The organism is Isoptericola jiangsuensis, from assembly GCF_048320105.1.
Classification (GTDB): Bacteria; Actinomycetota; Actinomycetes; order Actinomycetales; family Cellulomonadaceae; genus Isoptericola; species Isoptericola jiangsuensis_A.
In genome coordinates, this window is record NZ_CP182942.1 from 2033437 (window position 1) to 2049973 (window position 16537).

At 74.8% G+C, this 16537-nt stretch carries 14 protein-coding genes and 1 riboswitch; of the genes, 10 read left to right on the forward strand and 4 right to left on the reverse strand.

Features of this window, described 5'->3' with window-relative positions:
• The first annotated feature begins 102 nt into the window (after window positions 1–102).
• Both ACNHYB_RS09535 and crtI read left to right on the forward strand, forming a co-directional pair.
• On the forward strand, window positions 103–1056 hold the full coding sequence (locus tag ACNHYB_RS09535; RefSeq protein WP_418275104.1) for a phytoene/squalene synthase family protein: 954 nt from the start codon (window positions 103–105) through the stop codon (window positions 1054–1056).
• Window positions 1053–2687 (forward strand): phytoene desaturase family protein, encoded by a 1635-nt coding sequence (gene crtI, locus ACNHYB_RS09540; RefSeq protein ID WP_418275105.1) that lies wholly within the window; start codon window positions 1053–1055, stop codon window positions 2685–2687. The genes ACNHYB_RS09535 and crtI overlap by 4 nt, the downstream gene beginning before the upstream one ends.
• Window positions 2688–2778: 91 nt before the next feature.
• Here the strand turns inward: crtI and ACNHYB_RS09545 are convergent, their stop codons facing one another.
• The gene (locus ACNHYB_RS09545; protein ID WP_418275106.1) at window positions 2779–3462 is read right to left on the reverse strand and encodes a hypothetical protein; all 684 of its coding nucleotides are present in this window, start codon (window positions 3460–3462) and stop codon (window positions 2779–2781) included.
• A 181-nt stretch (window positions 3463–3643) separates the two neighbouring features.
• Here ACNHYB_RS09545 and ACNHYB_RS09550 point away from each other — a divergent pair, with 181 nt between their 5' ends.
• Both ACNHYB_RS09550 and ACNHYB_RS09555 read left to right on the forward strand, forming a co-directional pair.
• Window positions 3644–4153 (forward strand): hypothetical protein, encoded by a 510-nt coding sequence (locus ACNHYB_RS09550; RefSeq protein WP_418275107.1) that lies wholly within the window; start codon window positions 3644–3646, stop codon window positions 4151–4153.
• A gap of 146 nt (window positions 4154–4299) precedes the next feature.
• Entirely contained in the window at window positions 4300–4599 is a 300-nt protein-coding gene (locus ACNHYB_RS09555; protein WP_418275108.1) for a hypothetical protein, read from the forward strand.
• A gap of 39 nt (window positions 4600–4638) precedes the next feature.
• Here the strand turns inward: ACNHYB_RS09555 and ACNHYB_RS09560 are convergent, their stop codons facing one another.
• On the reverse strand, window positions 4639–6750 hold the full coding sequence (locus ACNHYB_RS09560; RefSeq protein WP_418275109.1) for an acyl-CoA dehydrogenase: 2112 nt from the start codon (window positions 6748–6750) through the stop codon (window positions 4639–4641).
• Window positions 6750–7466, reverse strand: a complete 717-nt coding sequence (locus ACNHYB_RS09565) for a TetR/AcrR family transcriptional regulator (protein WP_418275110.1) — start codon at window positions 7464–7466, stop codon at window positions 6750–6752. Before ACNHYB_RS09565 ends, ACNHYB_RS09560 begins: the two co-directional genes overlap by 1 nt.
• Before the next feature lie 88 nt (window positions 7467–7554).
• On the opposite strand from ACNHYB_RS09565, the gene ACNHYB_RS09570 reads away from it, so the two are divergent.
• The 4 genes from ACNHYB_RS09570 (at window position 7555) to ACNHYB_RS09585 (ending at window position 12842) form a co-directional block, all read left to right on the forward strand.
• The gene (locus ACNHYB_RS09570; protein ID WP_418275111.1) at window positions 7555–8892 is read left to right on the forward strand and encodes an acetyl-CoA C-acetyltransferase; all 1338 of its coding nucleotides are present in this window, start codon (window positions 7555–7557) and stop codon (window positions 8890–8892) included.
• A gap of 17 nt (window positions 8893–8909) precedes the next feature.
• Window positions 8910–10262, forward strand: a complete 1353-nt coding sequence (locus ACNHYB_RS09575) for a 3-oxoacyl-ACP reductase (RefSeq protein WP_418275112.1) — start codon at window positions 8910–8912, stop codon at window positions 10260–10262.
• On the forward strand, window positions 10259–11311 hold the full coding sequence (locus ACNHYB_RS09580) for a MaoC/PaaZ C-terminal domain-containing protein (RefSeq protein ID WP_418275113.1): 1053 nt from the start codon (window positions 10259–10261) through the stop codon (window positions 11309–11311). The genes ACNHYB_RS09575 and ACNHYB_RS09580 overlap by 4 nt, the downstream gene beginning before the upstream one ends.
• Before the next feature lie 64 nt (window positions 11312–11375).
• On the forward strand, window positions 11376–12842 hold the full coding sequence (locus tag ACNHYB_RS09585) for an amidase (protein WP_418275114.1): 1467 nt from the start codon (window positions 11376–11378) through the stop codon (window positions 12840–12842).
• Window positions 12843–12858: 16 nt separating this feature from the next.
• Here the strand turns inward: ACNHYB_RS09585 and ACNHYB_RS09590 are convergent, their stop codons facing one another.
• Window positions 12859–14283 carry an aminotransferase class V-fold PLP-dependent enzyme gene (locus tag ACNHYB_RS09590; protein WP_418275115.1) on the reverse strand — a complete coding sequence of 475 codons (1425 nt, stop codon included), beginning with the start codon at window positions 14281–14283 and terminating at the stop codon, window positions 12859–12861.
• A 31-nt stretch (window positions 14284–14314) separates the two neighbouring features.
• A riboswitch (SAM riboswitch) is annotated at window positions 14315–14430 on the reverse strand.
• Between the two features lie 333 nt (window positions 14431–14763).
• Here ACNHYB_RS09590 and ACNHYB_RS09595 point away from each other — a divergent pair.
• Window positions 14764–15210 (forward strand): rhodanese-like domain-containing protein, encoded by a 447-nt coding sequence (locus tag ACNHYB_RS09595; protein WP_418275116.1) that lies wholly within the window; start codon window positions 14764–14766, stop codon window positions 15208–15210.
• A complete protein-coding gene (locus tag ACNHYB_RS09600) occupies window positions 15207–16478 on the forward strand; it encodes an O-succinylhomoserine sulfhydrylase (protein WP_418275117.1) in 1272 nt (423 codons plus the stop codon). Before ACNHYB_RS09595 ends, ACNHYB_RS09600 begins: the two co-directional genes overlap by 4 nt.
• Window positions 16479–16537 lie beyond the last annotated feature (59 nt).

Consider the following 16537-nt stretch of genomic DNA (forward strand, 5'->3'; position numbering starts at 1 on the left):
ACATGCTATCCGCTTGCTCGCCTAGTATCTTTCTAGGCGAGACACTTCGGTCGACCTCCGCGGTCGGCCGCGGCGGCCCACGGACGACGGACGGAGCGCGGCATGACCAGGCTGGAGGGCCAGGACCACACCTCGGCGGCGGCGTCGCGGACCACCTCGCACGACGCCCTGTACGACCAGGTCGCCACCCGCAGCGCCTCCGTCGTCATCGACGCGTACTCCACGTCCTTCGGCTGGGCGTGCCGGCTCCTCGGCCCCGACGTGCGCGACCACGTCCGCGCCGTCTACGCCATGGCGCGCATCGCCGACGAGATCGTCGACGACATCGACGCCGACCTCGACGAGCCGCAGCGCAAGTCGCTGCTCGCCGAGCTCGACCAGGAGGTCGCCGACGCCCTCGTGCGCGGGTACAGCAGCAACCTCGTCGTCCACGCCTTCGCCCGCACCGCCCGGCGGTTCGGGATCGGGCCCGAGCTCGTCGACCCGTTCTTCGACTCGATGCGCACCGACCTCAGCGTCACCGAGCACGACGCCGAGAGCTTCGCGACCTACGTGCACGGCTCGGCCGAGGTCGTGGGCCTGATGTGCCTGCGGATCTTCGTCGACGGCGACGACGCCGCCTACGACCGCCTCGCGCCCGGCGCGTCCCGCCTGGGCGCCGCCTTCCAGAAGGTCAACTTCCTGCGCGACCTCGCCGACGACCTGGACGGGCGCGGACGCGCCTACTTCCCGGGCACCGGCGGGCTCTCCGGCGCGCCGGGCGACGGCGGGCAGGGCGACGGCGGGCAGGGCGAGCTCGACGACGCCACCCGCGACGCCCTCTGCGACGACATCGACGCCGACCTCGCCGCCGCCGCCGTCGCCATCACCCGGCTCCCGAGGTCCAGCCGGCTCGCCGTGCGCATCGCCCACGACCTGTTCGCCGAGCTCAACCGGCGGCTGCGCGCGACCCCCGCGGCCGAGCTGCGGTCCCGGCGGGTGCGCGTCCCCGACCCGGTCAAGGTCCGGCTCGCCCTGCGTGCCGTCGCCCGCGAGCGCCTGCGACGGCGTTCATGAAGGTCGTCGTCGTCGGCGGGGGGATCGCGGGGCTCGCCACCGCCGGGCTGCTCGCCCGCGACGGTCACGAGGTGGAGCTCCTGGAGCGTCACGGCCGCCTCGGCGGGCGGGCCGGGTCGTGGGAGCAGGACGGCTTCCGGTTCGACACGGGCCCGTCGTGGTACCTGATGCCGGAGGTGTTCGACCACTTCTTCGCGCTCATGGGCACCTCGACGGCGGCCGTGCTCGACCTGGTCGCCCCGGATCCGGCCTACCGGGTGTTCTTCGAGGGGCACGCGGCCCCGTTCGACGTGGACCAGGACCGCGCGGCCAACGTCGCGGCGTTCGAGACGGTCGAGCAGGGTGCGGGCGCGCGCCTGGAGGCCTACCTCGACGCGTCGCACGAGGCGTACGACCTGGCCCTGGAACGCTTCCTGTACACGTCGTTCTCCTCCTGGCGTCCGCTCGTCGACCGCGGCGTCGTCGCCCGGCTGCCGCAGCTCGCGCCCCTGCTGACCCGTTCGCTGGAGTCGCACGTCGCGCGCCGGTTCGACGACGTGCGCCTGCGGCAGGTCCTCGGCTACCCGGCGGTGTTCCTCGGCTCGTCGCCGGAGCGGACCCCCGCCCTCTACCACCTCATGAGCTCCCTCGATCTCGACGGCGGGGTGCGCTACCCACTGGGAGGGTTCGCGCACCTGGTGGACGTGGTCGCCCGGCTCGCTGCCGACGCGGGGGCGACCCTGCGCACGGGCGCACGGGCGACGGCGATCACCACCTCCGCCGTCGGGGCCCGTCCGGGGGTGGCGCGGAACGGATCCCCCGTTCCCGGTCCGCGCCACCCACGGGCACGGGTCACCGGAGTGCGCTGGGTCGACGACGACGGCGCACCGCAGCACGCGGACGCCGACGTCGTGGTGTCGGCGGTCGATCTGCACCACCTCGAGCAGGACCTGCTCGACGACGACCTGCGGGGGCGCTCGGCGCGCTGGTGGGACCGGCGCGACCCGGGCCCCGGCGGGGTGCTGGCCATGCTGGGCGTGCAGGGCCGGGTGCCCGAGCTGGCGCACCACTCGCTGTTCTTCACCCGCGACTGGGGCGAGAACTTCGGGGCGATCCGCTCCGGCCGCGTCCCCGACCCGGCGTCGGCGTACGTCTGCGCCCCGTCCCGGACCGACCCCACGGTGGCGCCCGACGGCGACGAGAACCTGTTCGTGCTGGTGCCGGTGCCCGCGGATCCCACGATCGGGCGCGGCGGCATCGACGGCGCCGGCGACCCGGTCGTCGAGCAGGTCGCCGACGCCGCGATCGACCAGGTGGCGTCCTCGGCCGGGGTGGCGGACCTCGCCGACCGCGTCGTCGTGCGGCGCACCGTCGGCCCGGGAGACTTCGCGGCCGACCTGTCCTCCCTGTCGGGCGGGATGCTCGGCCCGGCGCACACGCTGCGCCAGAGCGCCATGTTCCGCGCCGGGAACCTGTCGAGCCGCGTCCAGGGCCTGCTGCACGCCGGCGGGACGACGATCCCGGGCGTCGGGCTGCCCATGTGCCTGATCAGCGCCGAGCTGGTGGTCAAGCGGCTGCGGGGCGACGACTCGGCGCACCCCCTCCAGGCGACGGGGTCGCCTGCTCGGGACCGCGACGCCGTCGGCGGCTGACCTGAGGGTGCCCGCGGCCCGCACGGCTGCGGTGCTGCTCCTGCTCGCTCCTGCCGGGCCGGGCGGGTGACGCGCCCTCGGTCTCGGCCGGTCACCGGGTTCCAGGTGACCCGGCTCCTCGTCGCGGTGCGGCGGACGAGCTGACGGCGTCGTGGTCCGCCGGTCCGGGCGGGACGTCGATCGCGGCCATCCCGGCGCCGACGACACCCAGGATCGCCCCGACGAGCACGTGGGGACGGCGCACGCCACGGGCGCGCAGCGCCTCCGCGCGGCGGTGGACCCACCGTTCGGCCGCGACGCACGCCACGGCGGCGAGGGCGGCGGCACCGAGACCGACGGCCACCGCGACACCCGGCCGCGGCGCGACGAGCGCGACGGTGTCCGTCGGCGCGTCGAGGGGCGCCGGGTTGTCGCTGCAGGCCGGGCAGTCGCCGGAGTCGGTGTGGGCGCCGAGGTCTACGTGGTCGCCGGAGCCGGTGTGGTCCTGCGCCGCGTCGAGGTCGGGGACCGCGACGGGCACCCCGGGCACGGTCCTCGCGTCGGCGTCCCTCCCGGCCTCGTCACGGATCGCCCGGACGTCGGCGCGGACCTGTGCGCCACCGCGGGTGACGCCCACGGCGAGCGCCGCCCCGGTGACGGCCACCCCCGTCTTGGCGAGGGCGCGGGCCCAGCGCCGTGCGAGGACGTCGGGCACCGCGTACCACGCGAAGGTCGTGGCACCGGCGAGGACGACGGCACGCGCGTCGAGCCGTCCGGCGGGTTCGTGCGAGCTCATCGTGCTCCTCGGTCGTGAACAGGTTCTCCGTCGTCGAACGCGGGGCGACGCCCGGAGGTTCCCGGACGAGACCGCCTGAACAACCCTCCGAAAACGTGACAGACGACCGTGAACCAGGTCACACCTTGTTCATCTGATACCGAGGGTTCCACCTAGATGCCGACCGTGCTTTGATCCGCTGGTGGAACATCTTCGGCCCTTCGCACCCAGCGCCTTCGAGTACGGCCTGGCTGCGTGGCCGTGGCTGGACCTGCGCGGCATGACACCCCGCCTGGCGACCGTGTTCGGCGACGTGCTCGTCGAGTCGCTCGAGGGCTGGTGGTTCCTCGACACCGTGGAGGGCACCTTCGAGCGGCGCTGGCCGACGGCGGTCGAGCTCGCGGCGGAGCTCGACTCCCCCGACGGCCGTCAGGAGCTGCTGCTCGAGGACGTCGTCCTCGCGGCGGCCGAGCGCGGCGTCGTCCCCGAGGCGGACGAGGTGCTCACCTTCATGCCGCACCCGGCGCTCGGGGGCCGCCTCCACGCCGACGCCGCGGTGCCCGTGCGCTTCGAGCTGGCCCTGCGCCTCGCCGGCGAGGTGCACGCCAGGTTCCGCACGCCTGCGCCGTCGCCCCTCCTGCTCGGGCACAGCCTCGAGCACCAGGCGCAGGAGGCGGTGGGCCGCCACTCCGGCCCGTCCCACCGGAGTTGAGGATTCTCTGAGGCTTCACGGAGTCGGTATCGCTTTGTGACCCTCGCGACGCTCCCTGCGGATGCGGCGGCGGCGGATCTGACGTGTGCTAGATGCACACGGGGAACCAGTCCGTGGGGGGAGCGAGACAGATGAGACGTGTGTGGGTGACCGGAGGGATGATCGCACTCGGCGACGGTGTGCTGCTGGGCACGTCGGCCGCGCTGGGATGGACGGTCGTGATGGTCCTGGCCGTGGTGATCGGTGCCGTGGGCACCCTGAAGGTCGTCATGGCCACCCCGCCGCCCCGGGCGGCCGCCCGCCCGGCAACGGTGACGCTCGGCCTGCCCCTGCGCGAGACGGTCGAGGCCGTCGAGCCCGCCGCCCCGGAACCGGTGGCCGAGACGGCCCCGCGCCCCGTCACCGTCACCTCGCCCGAGGTGGCCGCCGCGCCGGTCGCCGCCTGACGACGACCGGCACGACCGGGCCCACCCGACCCCGCGGGCTCAGCGCCGCGACGCCTGCTGCTTGCGCAGCGACTTCTCGCTCACCGGTGCGTCCCCGGAAGCCCGCAGCGCCTTGTAGTAGGACCGCGCCTCCGCCTGGCGCTCGGCCTCCGCGCCCGAGGCGATCTTCGCCCGCAGGTGCTCCGGGCCGTAGCCCCACGCGTCCACCAGGTCGACGGCGTGCGGGCGCAGCCGGCGCAGCAGCCGGTCGACGTACCCGGTGACGGTGCGGGCACGCTGGTCCGACAGCCGACCGTGCAGCAGGTACCACGCCATGTTGCGCTCGATGACGGTCAGCCCGAAGACGTCACGCACCCACGTCATGACCAGGCGGGTGCCGGTGTCCTCGATGGTGGACAGCGCGTCGGTGAACGCCTCCCAGCGCAGCAGGTCGGCGTGCGCCCGGGCGGCCTCGACCAGCGCGACCTGGTTCTCGTCGAGGATGCGCGCACCCTCGGCCGGCTCGGCCTTGAGCGCCGGGCGCATCGCGACGGCGACCTCCTCGACCATCGTGGCCACGCGGTCGGCCAGGAGCTCGCGCTGGGTCTCGGCGTCGCGCAGGTGGCCCGCGGCACGCCGGGGGTCGCCGACGTCGGCGATCGCCTGGGTCACCCGGCGCAGACCCGTGCGGTGCAGGGCGGCGTCCGTCGCCCGCTCCACCACGAAGCGCGCCATGCCCGCCGGGGTCCGCGTCGCACCCTTGACCTCGCGGCCGTAGTCCGCCACGAGACGCTTGGCCACCAGCTGCGCCAGCACGGTGTTGTCGCCCTCGAACGTCGCGTACACGTCCAGGTCGGCGCGCAGCGACGTGATGCGGTTCTCCGTGAGGAACCCCGCGCCGCCGCACGCCTCGCGGCACTCCTGCAGGGTGTCCAGGGCGAACCGGGTCGACGTGGACTTCAACGCGGCCGCCGTCGTCTCCAGGTCCTCGCGGCGCTCCGGGGTGTCGTTCTGCCCGGAGAAGACGTCGTCGAACAGGTCGAGCAGGCGCTCGTTCGCGAAGTGCCCGGCGTACGCCTCGGCGATGCGCGGGAAGAGCCGGCGACGGTGGGTCGCGTAGTCGAGCAGCACGACCTCGTCACCGCCCACGCCGGCGAACTGACGACGCTCGGCGCCGTACTTCACCGCGATGGCCAGACCGAGCTTGGCGGCCGTGACGGCCGAGCCGTCCAGGGACACCCGCCCCTGCACCAGCGAGCCCAGCATCGTGAAGAACCGGCGACCCGGGCTCTCGATCGGCGAGGAGTAGGTGCCGTCCGCCGCGACCGAGCCGTAGCGGGCCAGCAGGTCCGTGCGCGGGACGCGCACGTGGTCGAAGTGGAGGCGGCCGTTGTCGATGCCGCGCAGCCCGCCCTTGAGACCGTCGTCGTCCCCGCCGACGCCGGGCAGGAACGCCCCGGCGCGACCGTCCGCACCCTGCTCGCGGATCGGCACGTAGAAGCAGTGCACCCCGTGGTTGACGCCGTTCGTGATGAGCTGGGCGAACACCGTCGCCGCCGTGGCGTGCACGGCCGCGTTGCCCAGGTAGTCCTTCCACGCACCGCGGAACGGGGTGTGGATGACGAACTCCTCGGACTGCGGGTCGTACGTCGCGGTGGTGCCGACGGCGTCGACGTCGGACCCGTGGCCCGTCTCCGTCATGGCGAAGGCGCCCGGGACGGACAGGTCCATCGCGCCGGGCAGCAGCCGGTCCTGCTGCTCCGGGGTGCCCAGGTGCAGGATCGCCGCACCGAACAGGCCCCACTGGACGCCGGACTTGATCTGCAGCGACGGGTCGGCCGCGACCAGCTCGGTGAAGCAGGCGAGGTTCGCGCCCGGCTGGTCGAACCCGCCGAGCCGCTCGGGGAAGGCGAGCCACGAGATCTTGTCGTCGGAGTCGACCATCGCGCGCATCTGCTCGAGGGTGCGCTCGCGGTGCTCCGCGGGAGTCAGGTGCTCGTCCTTGGCGTAGAAGGACTCCCCCGCGCGGGCGCGGGCGCGGCGGCGGACGTCGGGCCAGCGGCCGAGCAGCAGCTCGGCCATGCCGTCGACGTCCACGCGGGCCGTCGCGACGTCGTCGGCGCCGACGTGGTCGTCGTGGGGGGTCGAGCTGCGGTCGGACATCGTGGTCATCAGGACTCCTGCGGGGTGGTGAGGGGTGCGACGGAGGGACGGTTCCCGGCGGGCTCCTGGTGGAGCACGCCGACGGGGCCGTTCCACAGCCAGGTCGTGACCTGGTCGATGAGCTCGTCACGGGTGAGGCCGTCGGCGCGGGTGTGGCCGAGCCACCACTCCCCCGTGCCGCGGACGAACCCGACGGCGCCGGCCGCCCAGGCGGCCGCCGTCGCCTGCGGGACGCCCGCCGCCTCGGCGAAGGGCTCCGCGACGAGGGTGATCACGGAGTCGAGGTAGGCGCCGAGCGCCTGCGAGCGGGCGCTGTCGTCGTCGGGCTCGTTGCCGCCGATGGCGGTGCGGGTGACGAACCAGTAGACGTTCGGCGAGGACTCGATCGTCTGGAGGTAGGTGCGGACCATCGCCCGCAGCGCGGCGTGCGGCGACGGCGCCTCGTGGGAGGCCTCGGCGAGCCGGCGGTGCATCCCGCGCACGACGCTCTCGGCGACGGCGAGACGCAGGCCGGCCTTGTCCTCGAAGTACCGGTAGAAGATCGACTTGGAGGTGCTCGCCACGGCGGCGATGTCGTCCATCGAGGCGCCCGGACCGAGGTCGTGGATGGCGCGCCGGGCCTCCCGTACGAGCGAGGCCCGCCGTTGGGCGCGATGATCGTCCCAACGGGTCGATCGTCCGTCGGGCTTGGGCTGGGCTGACCGCCCGTTCGTCGTGACCGTCATCGGCCGTCCTCTGTGACTCGACTCACGAGACTCACAGTATCAGGTACTGTGAGTCTCACCTGTTTCGACCAGTGTAAGGAAGCACGCTGTGGCTACTCGCCAGACCGCCCGCCCCGCCGCAGGCCCGGCCGGCGTCCGCGACGCCGTCGTCGTCGGCGGCAACCGCGTCCCGTTCGCCCGCGCCGGCAAGAAGTACGGCGACGCCTCCAACCAGGACCTGTTCACCGCCGCCCTCGAAGGGCTCGTCGCACGCTACGGCCTCCAGGGCGAACGCCTCGGCGAGGTCGTCGGCGGCGCCGTGCTCAAGCACTCGCGCGACTTCAACCTGATCCGCGAGTCCGTCCTCGGCTCCTCCCTGCACCCCGCCACGCCGGCGTTCGACCTGCAGCAGGCCTGCGCCACCGGGCTCGAGGCCACCATCACCGTGGCCAACAAGATCCGCCTCGGGCAGATCGACTCCGGCGTCGCCGGCGGCAGCGACACCGTCTCCGACGCACCCGTCGCCGTCAGCGAAGGGCTGCGCCGCGTCCTGCTGGAGGCGCAGCACGCCAAGACCCTCCAGGCCCGCCTCAAGGTGCTGGCCAGGCTCCGCCCCGCCGACCTCAAGCCCCTCGTGCCCGCCACCGACGAGCCCCGCACCGGGCTGTCCATGGGCGAGCACCAGGCGATCACCACCGCCCGCTGGGGCATCACCCGCGAGGCGCAGGACGAGATCGCCCTGGCCAGCCACCACAACCTCGCCGCCGCGTGGGACTCCGGGTTCTTCGACGACCTCGTCACCCCGTTCCGCGGCCTGACGCGCGACGACAACCTGCGCGCCGACACCTCCCTCGAGAAGCTCGCCGGCCTCAAGCCAGTGTTCGGGCGCTCCCTGGAGACCCCCGCCACCATGACGGCCGGGAACTCCACCCCCCTGACCGACGGCGCCTCCACCGTGCTGCTCGGCTCGCGCGAGTGGGCCGAGTCCCACGACCTGCCCGTCCTGGCCCGCATCGTCGACGCCGAGACCGCCGCCGTCGACTACGTGCACGGCCACGAGGGTCTGCTCATGGCACCCGCGCACGCCGTCCCGCGCCTGCTCGCCCGCAACGGGCTCACGCTGGCCGACTTCGACCTCGTCGAGATCCACGAGGCGTTCGCCTCCACGGTGCTCACGATCCTCGCGGCCTGGGCCGACGACGACTACTGCAAGAACGAGCTGGGCCTGCCCGGCGCGCTCGGCACCGTCGACCGCGACCGCCTCAACGTCACCGGCTCCTCGCTCGCCGCCGGCCACCCGTTCGCCGCCACCGGCGGCCGGATCGTCGCCACCACCGCCAAGCTGCTCGCGCAGCGCGCCGCCGAGACGGGTCGGCCCGCCCGGGCGCTCGTGTCCGTCTGCGCGGCCGGCGGCCTCGGCGCCACCGCCGTCCTCGAGTCCGTCTGAGCCCGGAAGGAGCCACCATGACCGACCGCTACGCCCAGGCCGTCAACTCCGGGTTCACCAAGACCCTCGCCAAGAAGCTCGGCCTGCCCCGCCCCGCGATCCTGCGCCGCTACCGCGCGGGCGACCCGCTGACCGCCGGGCCCGTCCTCGTCGTGGCCGACAGCGCCTCCAAGTCCGACGCCGACGCCCTCTCCCAGGTGCTCCTCGGCTGGGACGTCGACGTGCGCCGCGACGCCGGCGACGACGTCCGCTGGGGTGCCGTCGTCGTCGTCCTCACCGAGGCCGCCGAGCCCACCGCGGTCGCCGAACCGCTGCTCGCCGCCGGATCGGCGCTGCGCCGCCTCGCCGGGTCCGGACGCGTCGTCACCGTGTCGCGGGCGCCCGGCGAGTCCGACGCCCCCGCGCTGGCCGCCACCCGGCAGGGCGTCGACGCCGTCGTGCGCTCGCTCGGCAAGGAGCTGCGCGGCGGTGCCACCGCCAACGGCGTCGTACTCGTCGACGACGTCGAGGTGGGCCACCCGTCGGTGCTGGCCACGCTGCGGTTCTTCGTCTCCGCCAGGAGCGCCTACGTGGACGGTCAGCTGCTGCGTGTCGGCCCGGCCGACACCGCAGCCGTCGCCGGGGCGATCGGCCGGGACGGCCGGCTGGAGGGGCAGGTCGCCGTCGTGACCGGCGCCGCCCGCGGCATCGGCACCGCCATCGCCCGCACCCTGGCCCGTGACGGCGCCACCGTGGTGTGCGTGGACGTGCCCGCCGCCGGGGAGGCCCTCGCGGCGACCGCCAACGCCATCGGCGGCACCACCCTGCAGCTCGACGTCACCGCCGACGACGCCGGGCAGCGCATCCTCGACCACGCCCGCGAGCGCCACGGGCGCCTCGACGTCGTCGTGCACAACGCCGGGATCACGCGGGACAAGCTGCTCGCCAACATGAAGCCCGCCCAGTGGGAGCCGGTCGTCGCGGTGAACCTCGCGGCCCAGCTCCGCATCAACGAGACCCTGCTCGGCGCCGGGATCGAGGGGCTGCGCATCGTGTCGCTCGCCTCCACCTCCGGCATCGCGGGGAACAAGGGGCAGACGAACTACGGGTTCTCCAAGGCGGGCGTGATCGGGCACACCCGTGCGACGGGGCGGCTGCTCGCGGCGACCGGCGGCACGGCGAACGCCGTCGCGCCGGGCTTCATCGAGACCGACATGACCGCGCGCATCCCGTTCACCACCCGTGAGGTGGCGCGGCGTCTGCCGTCGCTCGCCCAGGGTGGGCAGCCCGTGGACGTCGCCGAGGCGATCGCGTTCCTCGCCTCCCCGGAGGCGGCGGGCGTCAACGGGCAGGTCCTGCGGGTCTGCGGCCAGCACCTGGTGGGCCAGTGACCGCTGCTCCGTGGCGCACCAGCACCGGGCAGGTGCTGCAGGTCGAGTCGCAGCCCACGCTGCCCGGGCTCGGCGGGCTGTACGCGCGCGGCGCGGCGGCGTCGGGTCGGATCGCGGCGGGGCGGGTGCTGCCCTCCCTGCCGGTGATCGGCACGGCCCGGGGGTCGTCCGACGCGGAGCACGGTGAGCACGTGCTCGGTCTGCCCGCGGTGGCGTTGCGCGTGACGGGTGTGCCGACGGCGGGTCTGCGGGGTCACCTGCACGACTACCAGCGGCTGCTGCACGAGCCCGTCGTGGACATCCTGCCTGCCGGGTACCTGCACGTGCTGGCGTTCCCGCTGGCCACGGCCGTCATGGTGCGCTCCGACTTCCCGCTGCCGCTGCTCGGGATGGTCCACCTGGCCAACCGGGTGGACCTGAACGGCCCGGTGGCGCTGGGCGACGTGCTGGAGGTGCGCGCGTGGGCGGAGAACCTCACCCCGCACCGCCGGGGCGTGCAGGTCGACCTCGTCGCGGAGATCTGGCGCGACGGGACCGACGGGTCGGGGCGTCCGCTGTGGCGGGGCGTGTCGACGTACCTGGCCAAGGGGTTCACGGCACCCGATGCTCCCGGCAGCACCTCCGGCGCCGAGGCGGCGGGCCCGGGGCAGCATGCCGAGTCGGCGGGTTCGCCCGTGGCGCCGGGATGGGTCGCGCCGCTGCCGACGGGGCGCTGGGCGCTCGGCCCGGGGACGGGTCGCGCCTACGCGGCGGTGTCCGGTGACCGCAACCCCATCCACCTGTCGTCGCTGTCGGCCAAGGCGTTCGGCTTCCCTCGCGCCATCGCGCACGGGATGTACACCGCGGCGAGGGCCCTGGCCGACGTCGGGCAGGCCCGTGGCGAGACGTACCGCTGGACGGTGGACTTCTCCCAGCCGGTGCTGCTGCCCGGCACCGTGGACGTCGCCGTCATGCCGGAGCTGTCGACCCACCCCGACGGGTTCGGCTACGTGGGGTGGAACGCCCGCCGCGGGCGGCGGCACTTCAGCGGCGAGGTCGTGCCGCTCTAGCCTCCCCCGGCGCCCACCCCGGGGAGGGTGACAGGAGCCGGACGGGGCCGCGTAGGGTCGAGGGATGGACGCCCTGCACGAGCAGACCGCCGTCGAGCTCCGCGACCGCCTGCGCGCGGGCGAGCTGACCCCGGCCGAGGTCACCGACCACTTCCTGGGGCGCGTCGAGGCGCGCAACGCCGACCTGGGCGCGTTCTGCCTGGTCACGCCCGACGCCGCCCGGGAGCGCGCGGACCGGCTGGGCGCGGCCACGCCGCCGGGCGTCCTGTGGGGGCTGCCGAGCGGAGACAAGGACCTGTGGAGCCGCGCCGGGGTGCCCACGAGCTTCGGGTCCCGGGCGATGGTCGGGTTCGTCCCGGAGGTCAGCGACGACGTCGTGGCGGACCTCGACGACGCGGGCCTGGTGAGCCTGGGGCGCACGACGGCGCCCGAGCTCGGGTTCCCCGCGTACACCGAGCCCCTGGTCGGGCCGGTCGCGCGCAACCCGTGGGACACCTCGCGCGGGGCGGGCGGCTCCAGCGGTGGGGCGGCGGTGGCGGTGGCGGCCGGGTTGCTGCCGTTCGCTCCCGGGTCCGACGGCGGCGGTTCGGTCCGCATCCCGGCGGCGGCCTGCGGGGTGGTGGGGCTCAAGCCGTCGCGCGGCCTGCTGCCGACCGGGTCCGGCCAGGAGGCGCCGGGCGGGCTGGTGGTCAACGGCCCGCTCGCCCGCACCACCGCGGACACGGCGCTGCTGCTGGAGGGGATGCTCCGACGTCGTCCCGACGGCACGGCCGCGCACCGGTACACGCTGCGGGCACCCGTCGCGCCCGCCGGCGCCTACCTGGCGGCGGCGCAGCGCGGGGAGGTCGCCGGGGCCGGCGGACCGGGGGCGGGGGCGGGTGCGCGGTTCCGCGTGGGCGTCACGACGTGGTCGGCGTGGGACGGCTACTACGACGTCGAGGTCTCGCCCGAGGCGCACGCCGCCCTCGACGCGGGGGTCAGGGCGCTGACCGGGCTGGGTCACGAGGTCGAGCCGCACTCGTGGGACCCGGCGCCGGGGTACGGCGACGCCTTCCGCACGCTGTGGATGGCGGGCGCGTCGGCCGTTCCCGTGGACGACGACGCGACCCTGGACCGCCTGGAGCCGCTGACCGCGTGGCTGATCCGGCGCGGACGCCAGGTCCCCGCGCGCGAGCTGGTGGAGGCGCTGCGCACGCTCGTCGCGTTCGAGCGGTGGCTGATCGCCGGGTTCGGCGACCTGGACGTGGTCGTGACGCCCGCCCTGGCGATGACGCCACGGCCCCTCGGCTGGTTCGACGCGGACGACCCGGACCGCAACTTCGCCCAGCAGTGCCGGTACACGCCGTTCACGTCGTGGCTCAACGTGGCGGGGCTGCCCGCGATCACGGTGCCGACGCACCGCACGGCGGACGGCCTGCCGATGGGGGTGCAGATCATCGGGCGGCCGGGCGGGGAGGAGACGCTGCTGGCCGTCGCCGGTCAGCTCGAGGACGTGCTGCGCTGGCCGGAGCACCGCCCGCCGGTCTGGTGAGCCGGCGCCGCGGAGGTCAGTCGGGCAGGCAGCCGACCGCGTCCTCCGCGCCGAGCGCGGCGGTGGCGAGCAGCCCTTCCAGGCCGGACCCCGCGGGGACCGGGCGCGGGTCGTCGACGACGATCCACAGCCCGTCCACGACGTCGTAGCGCGCCCGGGGGCCGTCGGCGGCGAGCTCTGCGACGGCGGCGAGCAGCCGCTCGACCTCCTCGCCGGCGGTGCCGATGCCGACGGACGCGCGCACGGCGCCGCCGTCGAACCCGAGCCGGGCGAGCAGCGGGTGGGCGCAGAACCGGCCGTCGCGCACGCCGACGCCGTGCTCGGCCGACAGGTAGGCGGCGACCAGCCCGGCGTCGCAGCCGGCGACGGTGAAGGTCACGACCCCCACGGTGTCGGCGGCATCGGGCCACAGGTGCAGCACGTCGACGCCGTCGATCGCCTCCAGGCCGGCGACGAGACGGCGACGCAGGGCGTCCTCGTGCTCGCGCAGCTCCTGGGCGTCGACGGCGGCGAGGGCCTGGCACGCGGCGGCCAGGGACACCGCGCCGAGCACGTTGGGCGAGCCGGCCTCGTGGCGCGCGGGGGCCTCGTGCCACTGGGTGGCGTCGGTGCGCACGCGGCGCACCGCGCCACCACCGGCCAGGTAGGGGGTGCCGGCGTCGAGCCAGTCCCGGCGGCCCACGAGGGCCCCGCCGCCGAACGGCGCGTACGTCTTGTGCCCGGAGAACGCGACGTAGTCGACGCCCGTGTCCTCCAGGGAGAAGCGCCGGTGCGGCACCAGCTGGGCGCCGTCGAGCAGGAGGCGTGCGCCGTGGTCGTGCGCGGCGGCGACGAGCGCTGCGACGTCGAGGCACTCGCCGGTCACGTTGGACGCGCCGGTGACGGTGAGGAGCGCGTAGCCGCGGCCGGCCGCCGCGCCGGCGGCCAGCTCGGCGCGCAGGGCCTGGACGGTGGCGGCCGCGGTGTCGCGGCCGGTGACGACGGTGGCGTCGGCCTCGCGCTGCCACGGCAGGAAGTTCGCATGGTGCTCGATGTCGAGGACGAGCACGCGACCCGGGGCGCCGTCGTCGGACGCCGGGACGCAGCCCGCGAGCAGGTTGAGCGCGTCGGTGGTGTTGCGCACGACGATCGTGACGTCGTCGGACCGCGCGCCGACGAACTCGCCGATGGTGCGCCGCGACTGCTCGTAGAGCGCCGTGGAGACCTGCGAGAGGTAGCCGGCGCCGCGGTGCACCGAGGCGTACAGCGGCAGCGTGGCGGTGATCCGGTCGGCGACCGATCGCAGGGCGGGGGCCGAGGCGGCGACGTCGAGGTTCGCGTACGGCACGGTGCGGCCGTCGACGAGCGGGGCGGGCGTGTCGTGACCGACGACCGGCAGCACGGGGGCGAGGTCGGCGACGCTGTCGACCTGACAGGCGCGGGTCTCGGTGAGCGTGGTCATGGCGTCCTCCTGGTGTCCCGGGGAGGTGGCCTCCCCGCGCTTGCGCGACACCGGCCGGGGTCGCGCCTGGTCGTCACCCGGGGCACCCCGCCGCGAGGGGAGGGTTGCCGGCCAGCGAGCCGGGGCTTCGCGCTGGCGCTCATGACCTGACATCCATGGTCACCAGCGACGCCGGGGGTGTCAACCAGTGGCCGCGATGTCTCACGATCCGGACGCCGCGGGGGCACGGGTCGCCGCGGACCATGACGACGTCGGACACCGCCCCCGACGGATCGGTCGGGCCGATCTGAGACACCTGTCCACCCACCGGACATGGTGTCGTACGATCGCCCTGACCATCCCGAGCGGCCGAGTGACGTGGCACGTCGACGCCGCAGCAACCCTGCGGGACCGGGTCGTCGCCGTCGGGCGCGCCGCACGACGACGACGTCGCGGGACCGGGCGCGGGTGCTACCGCCACGACCGATGGAGGAGTACGCGATGACCGCGACCGTTGAACCCCGGCCCGCCCAGGGCTACGCCGGCGACATCACCCCGCAGCAGGCGTGGGACCTGCTCGCCGCCGACCCGGACGCCGTCCTGGTGGACGTGCGCACCGAGGGCGAGTGGCGCCAGATCGGCGTCCCCGACGTCGCCGGCCTCGACAAGCAGGTCGTGTTCACCCAGTGGGTGACCGGCGACGGCCGACCCAACCCGGGCTTCCTCACCGAGCTCGAGGCCGCGGGGGTCACCGCCGGCCGCCCCGTGGTGTTCCTGTGCCGGTCCGGCCAGCGCTCCATCGGGGCGGCGCGCCTGGCCACGTCGGCCGGGGTCGGACCGTCCTACAACGTGCTGCAGGGCTTCGAGGGCTCCCCCGGGTTCGACGGCGTCCGCAACCGTGAGGGCTGGAAGGTCGCCGGCCTCCCCTGCGGGGAGTACGACCGATGAGCCGCCTCGAGATCCCCACCGGGCCCGGCGCCAACCCCGAGCTGCTGGGCGGCGCCGGACGCCGCCCCCTGCCCGACACGGTGCGCCCCGCCACGCTCGCCGTGCGGGGCGGGCACCGCCGCTCGGACTTCAACGAGACCTCCGAGGGCCTGTTCCTCACGCAGGGCTACGTGTACGACTCCGCCGCCGACGCCGAGGCCGCCTTCGCGGGCGAGCACTCGCGGTTCGTGTACTCCCGCTACGGCAACCCCACGGTGCGCACCTTCGAGGAGCGGCTGCGCCTCGTCGAGGGCGCGGAGGCCTGCTACGCCACCGCCACCGGCATGTCCGCGGTGTTCACCACGCTCGCGGCGCTGGTCTCGGCCGGGTCGCGCGTCGTCTCCGCCCGCGCGCTGTTCGGCTCCACCAACGTCATCTACTCCGAGATCCTCGCCAAGTGGGGCGTGCAGGTCGACCTGGTGGACGGCCACGTCGACTCCCAGTGGGCCGAGGCGCTCGCCACGCCCGCCGACGTCGTGTTCTTCGAGACGCCGTCGAACCCCATGCAGGACCTCGTCGACATGCAGCGGGTCTGCGACCTCGCGCACGCCGCGGGCGCCGTCGTCGTCGTCGACAACGTGTTCGCCACGCCGATCCTGCAGAAGCCGCTCGAGTTCGGCGCCGACGTCGTCGTGTACTCCGCGACCAAGCACATCGACGGTCAGGGCCGTGTGCTCGGTGGCGCGATCCTCGGCTCGCAGGAGTTCGTCGGCGGCCCGGTCGAGACGTTCCTGCGCCACACCGGGCCGTCTCTCAGCCCGTTCAACGCCTGGGTGCTCCTCAAGGGCCTCGAGACGCTCGACCTGCGCGTGCGCGCCCAGAACGCCGCCGCGCTGCAGGTCGCGCAGGCCCTCGACGGGATCGACGAGGTCACCGGCGTGCGCTACCCGTTCCTGGCCTCGCACCCGCAGCACGAGCTCGCCAAGGCCCAGCAGTCGGGTGGCGGCACCGTGGTGACGTTCGACCTCGCCGTCGACGAGGGCACGACGGCGCAGGCCGCCAAGAAGCGCACCTTCGCGTTCCTGGACGCCCTGCGCATCGTCGACATCTCCAACAACCTCGGCGACTCCAAGTCGCTCGTCACGCACCCGGCGACGACGACGCACCGGCGTCTCGGCGCCGAGGGGCGCGCCGCCGTCGGCATCAACGAGACCACGGTGCGCCTGTCGATCGGGCTCGAGGACCCGCTCGACCTCATCGAGGACGTCACGCAGGCGCTGCACGCCTGACCCTCCCGCCGCCATCGGGGGCGGGCGGGCACGTTCGCCCCGGGACGCGCCTGTCGGCG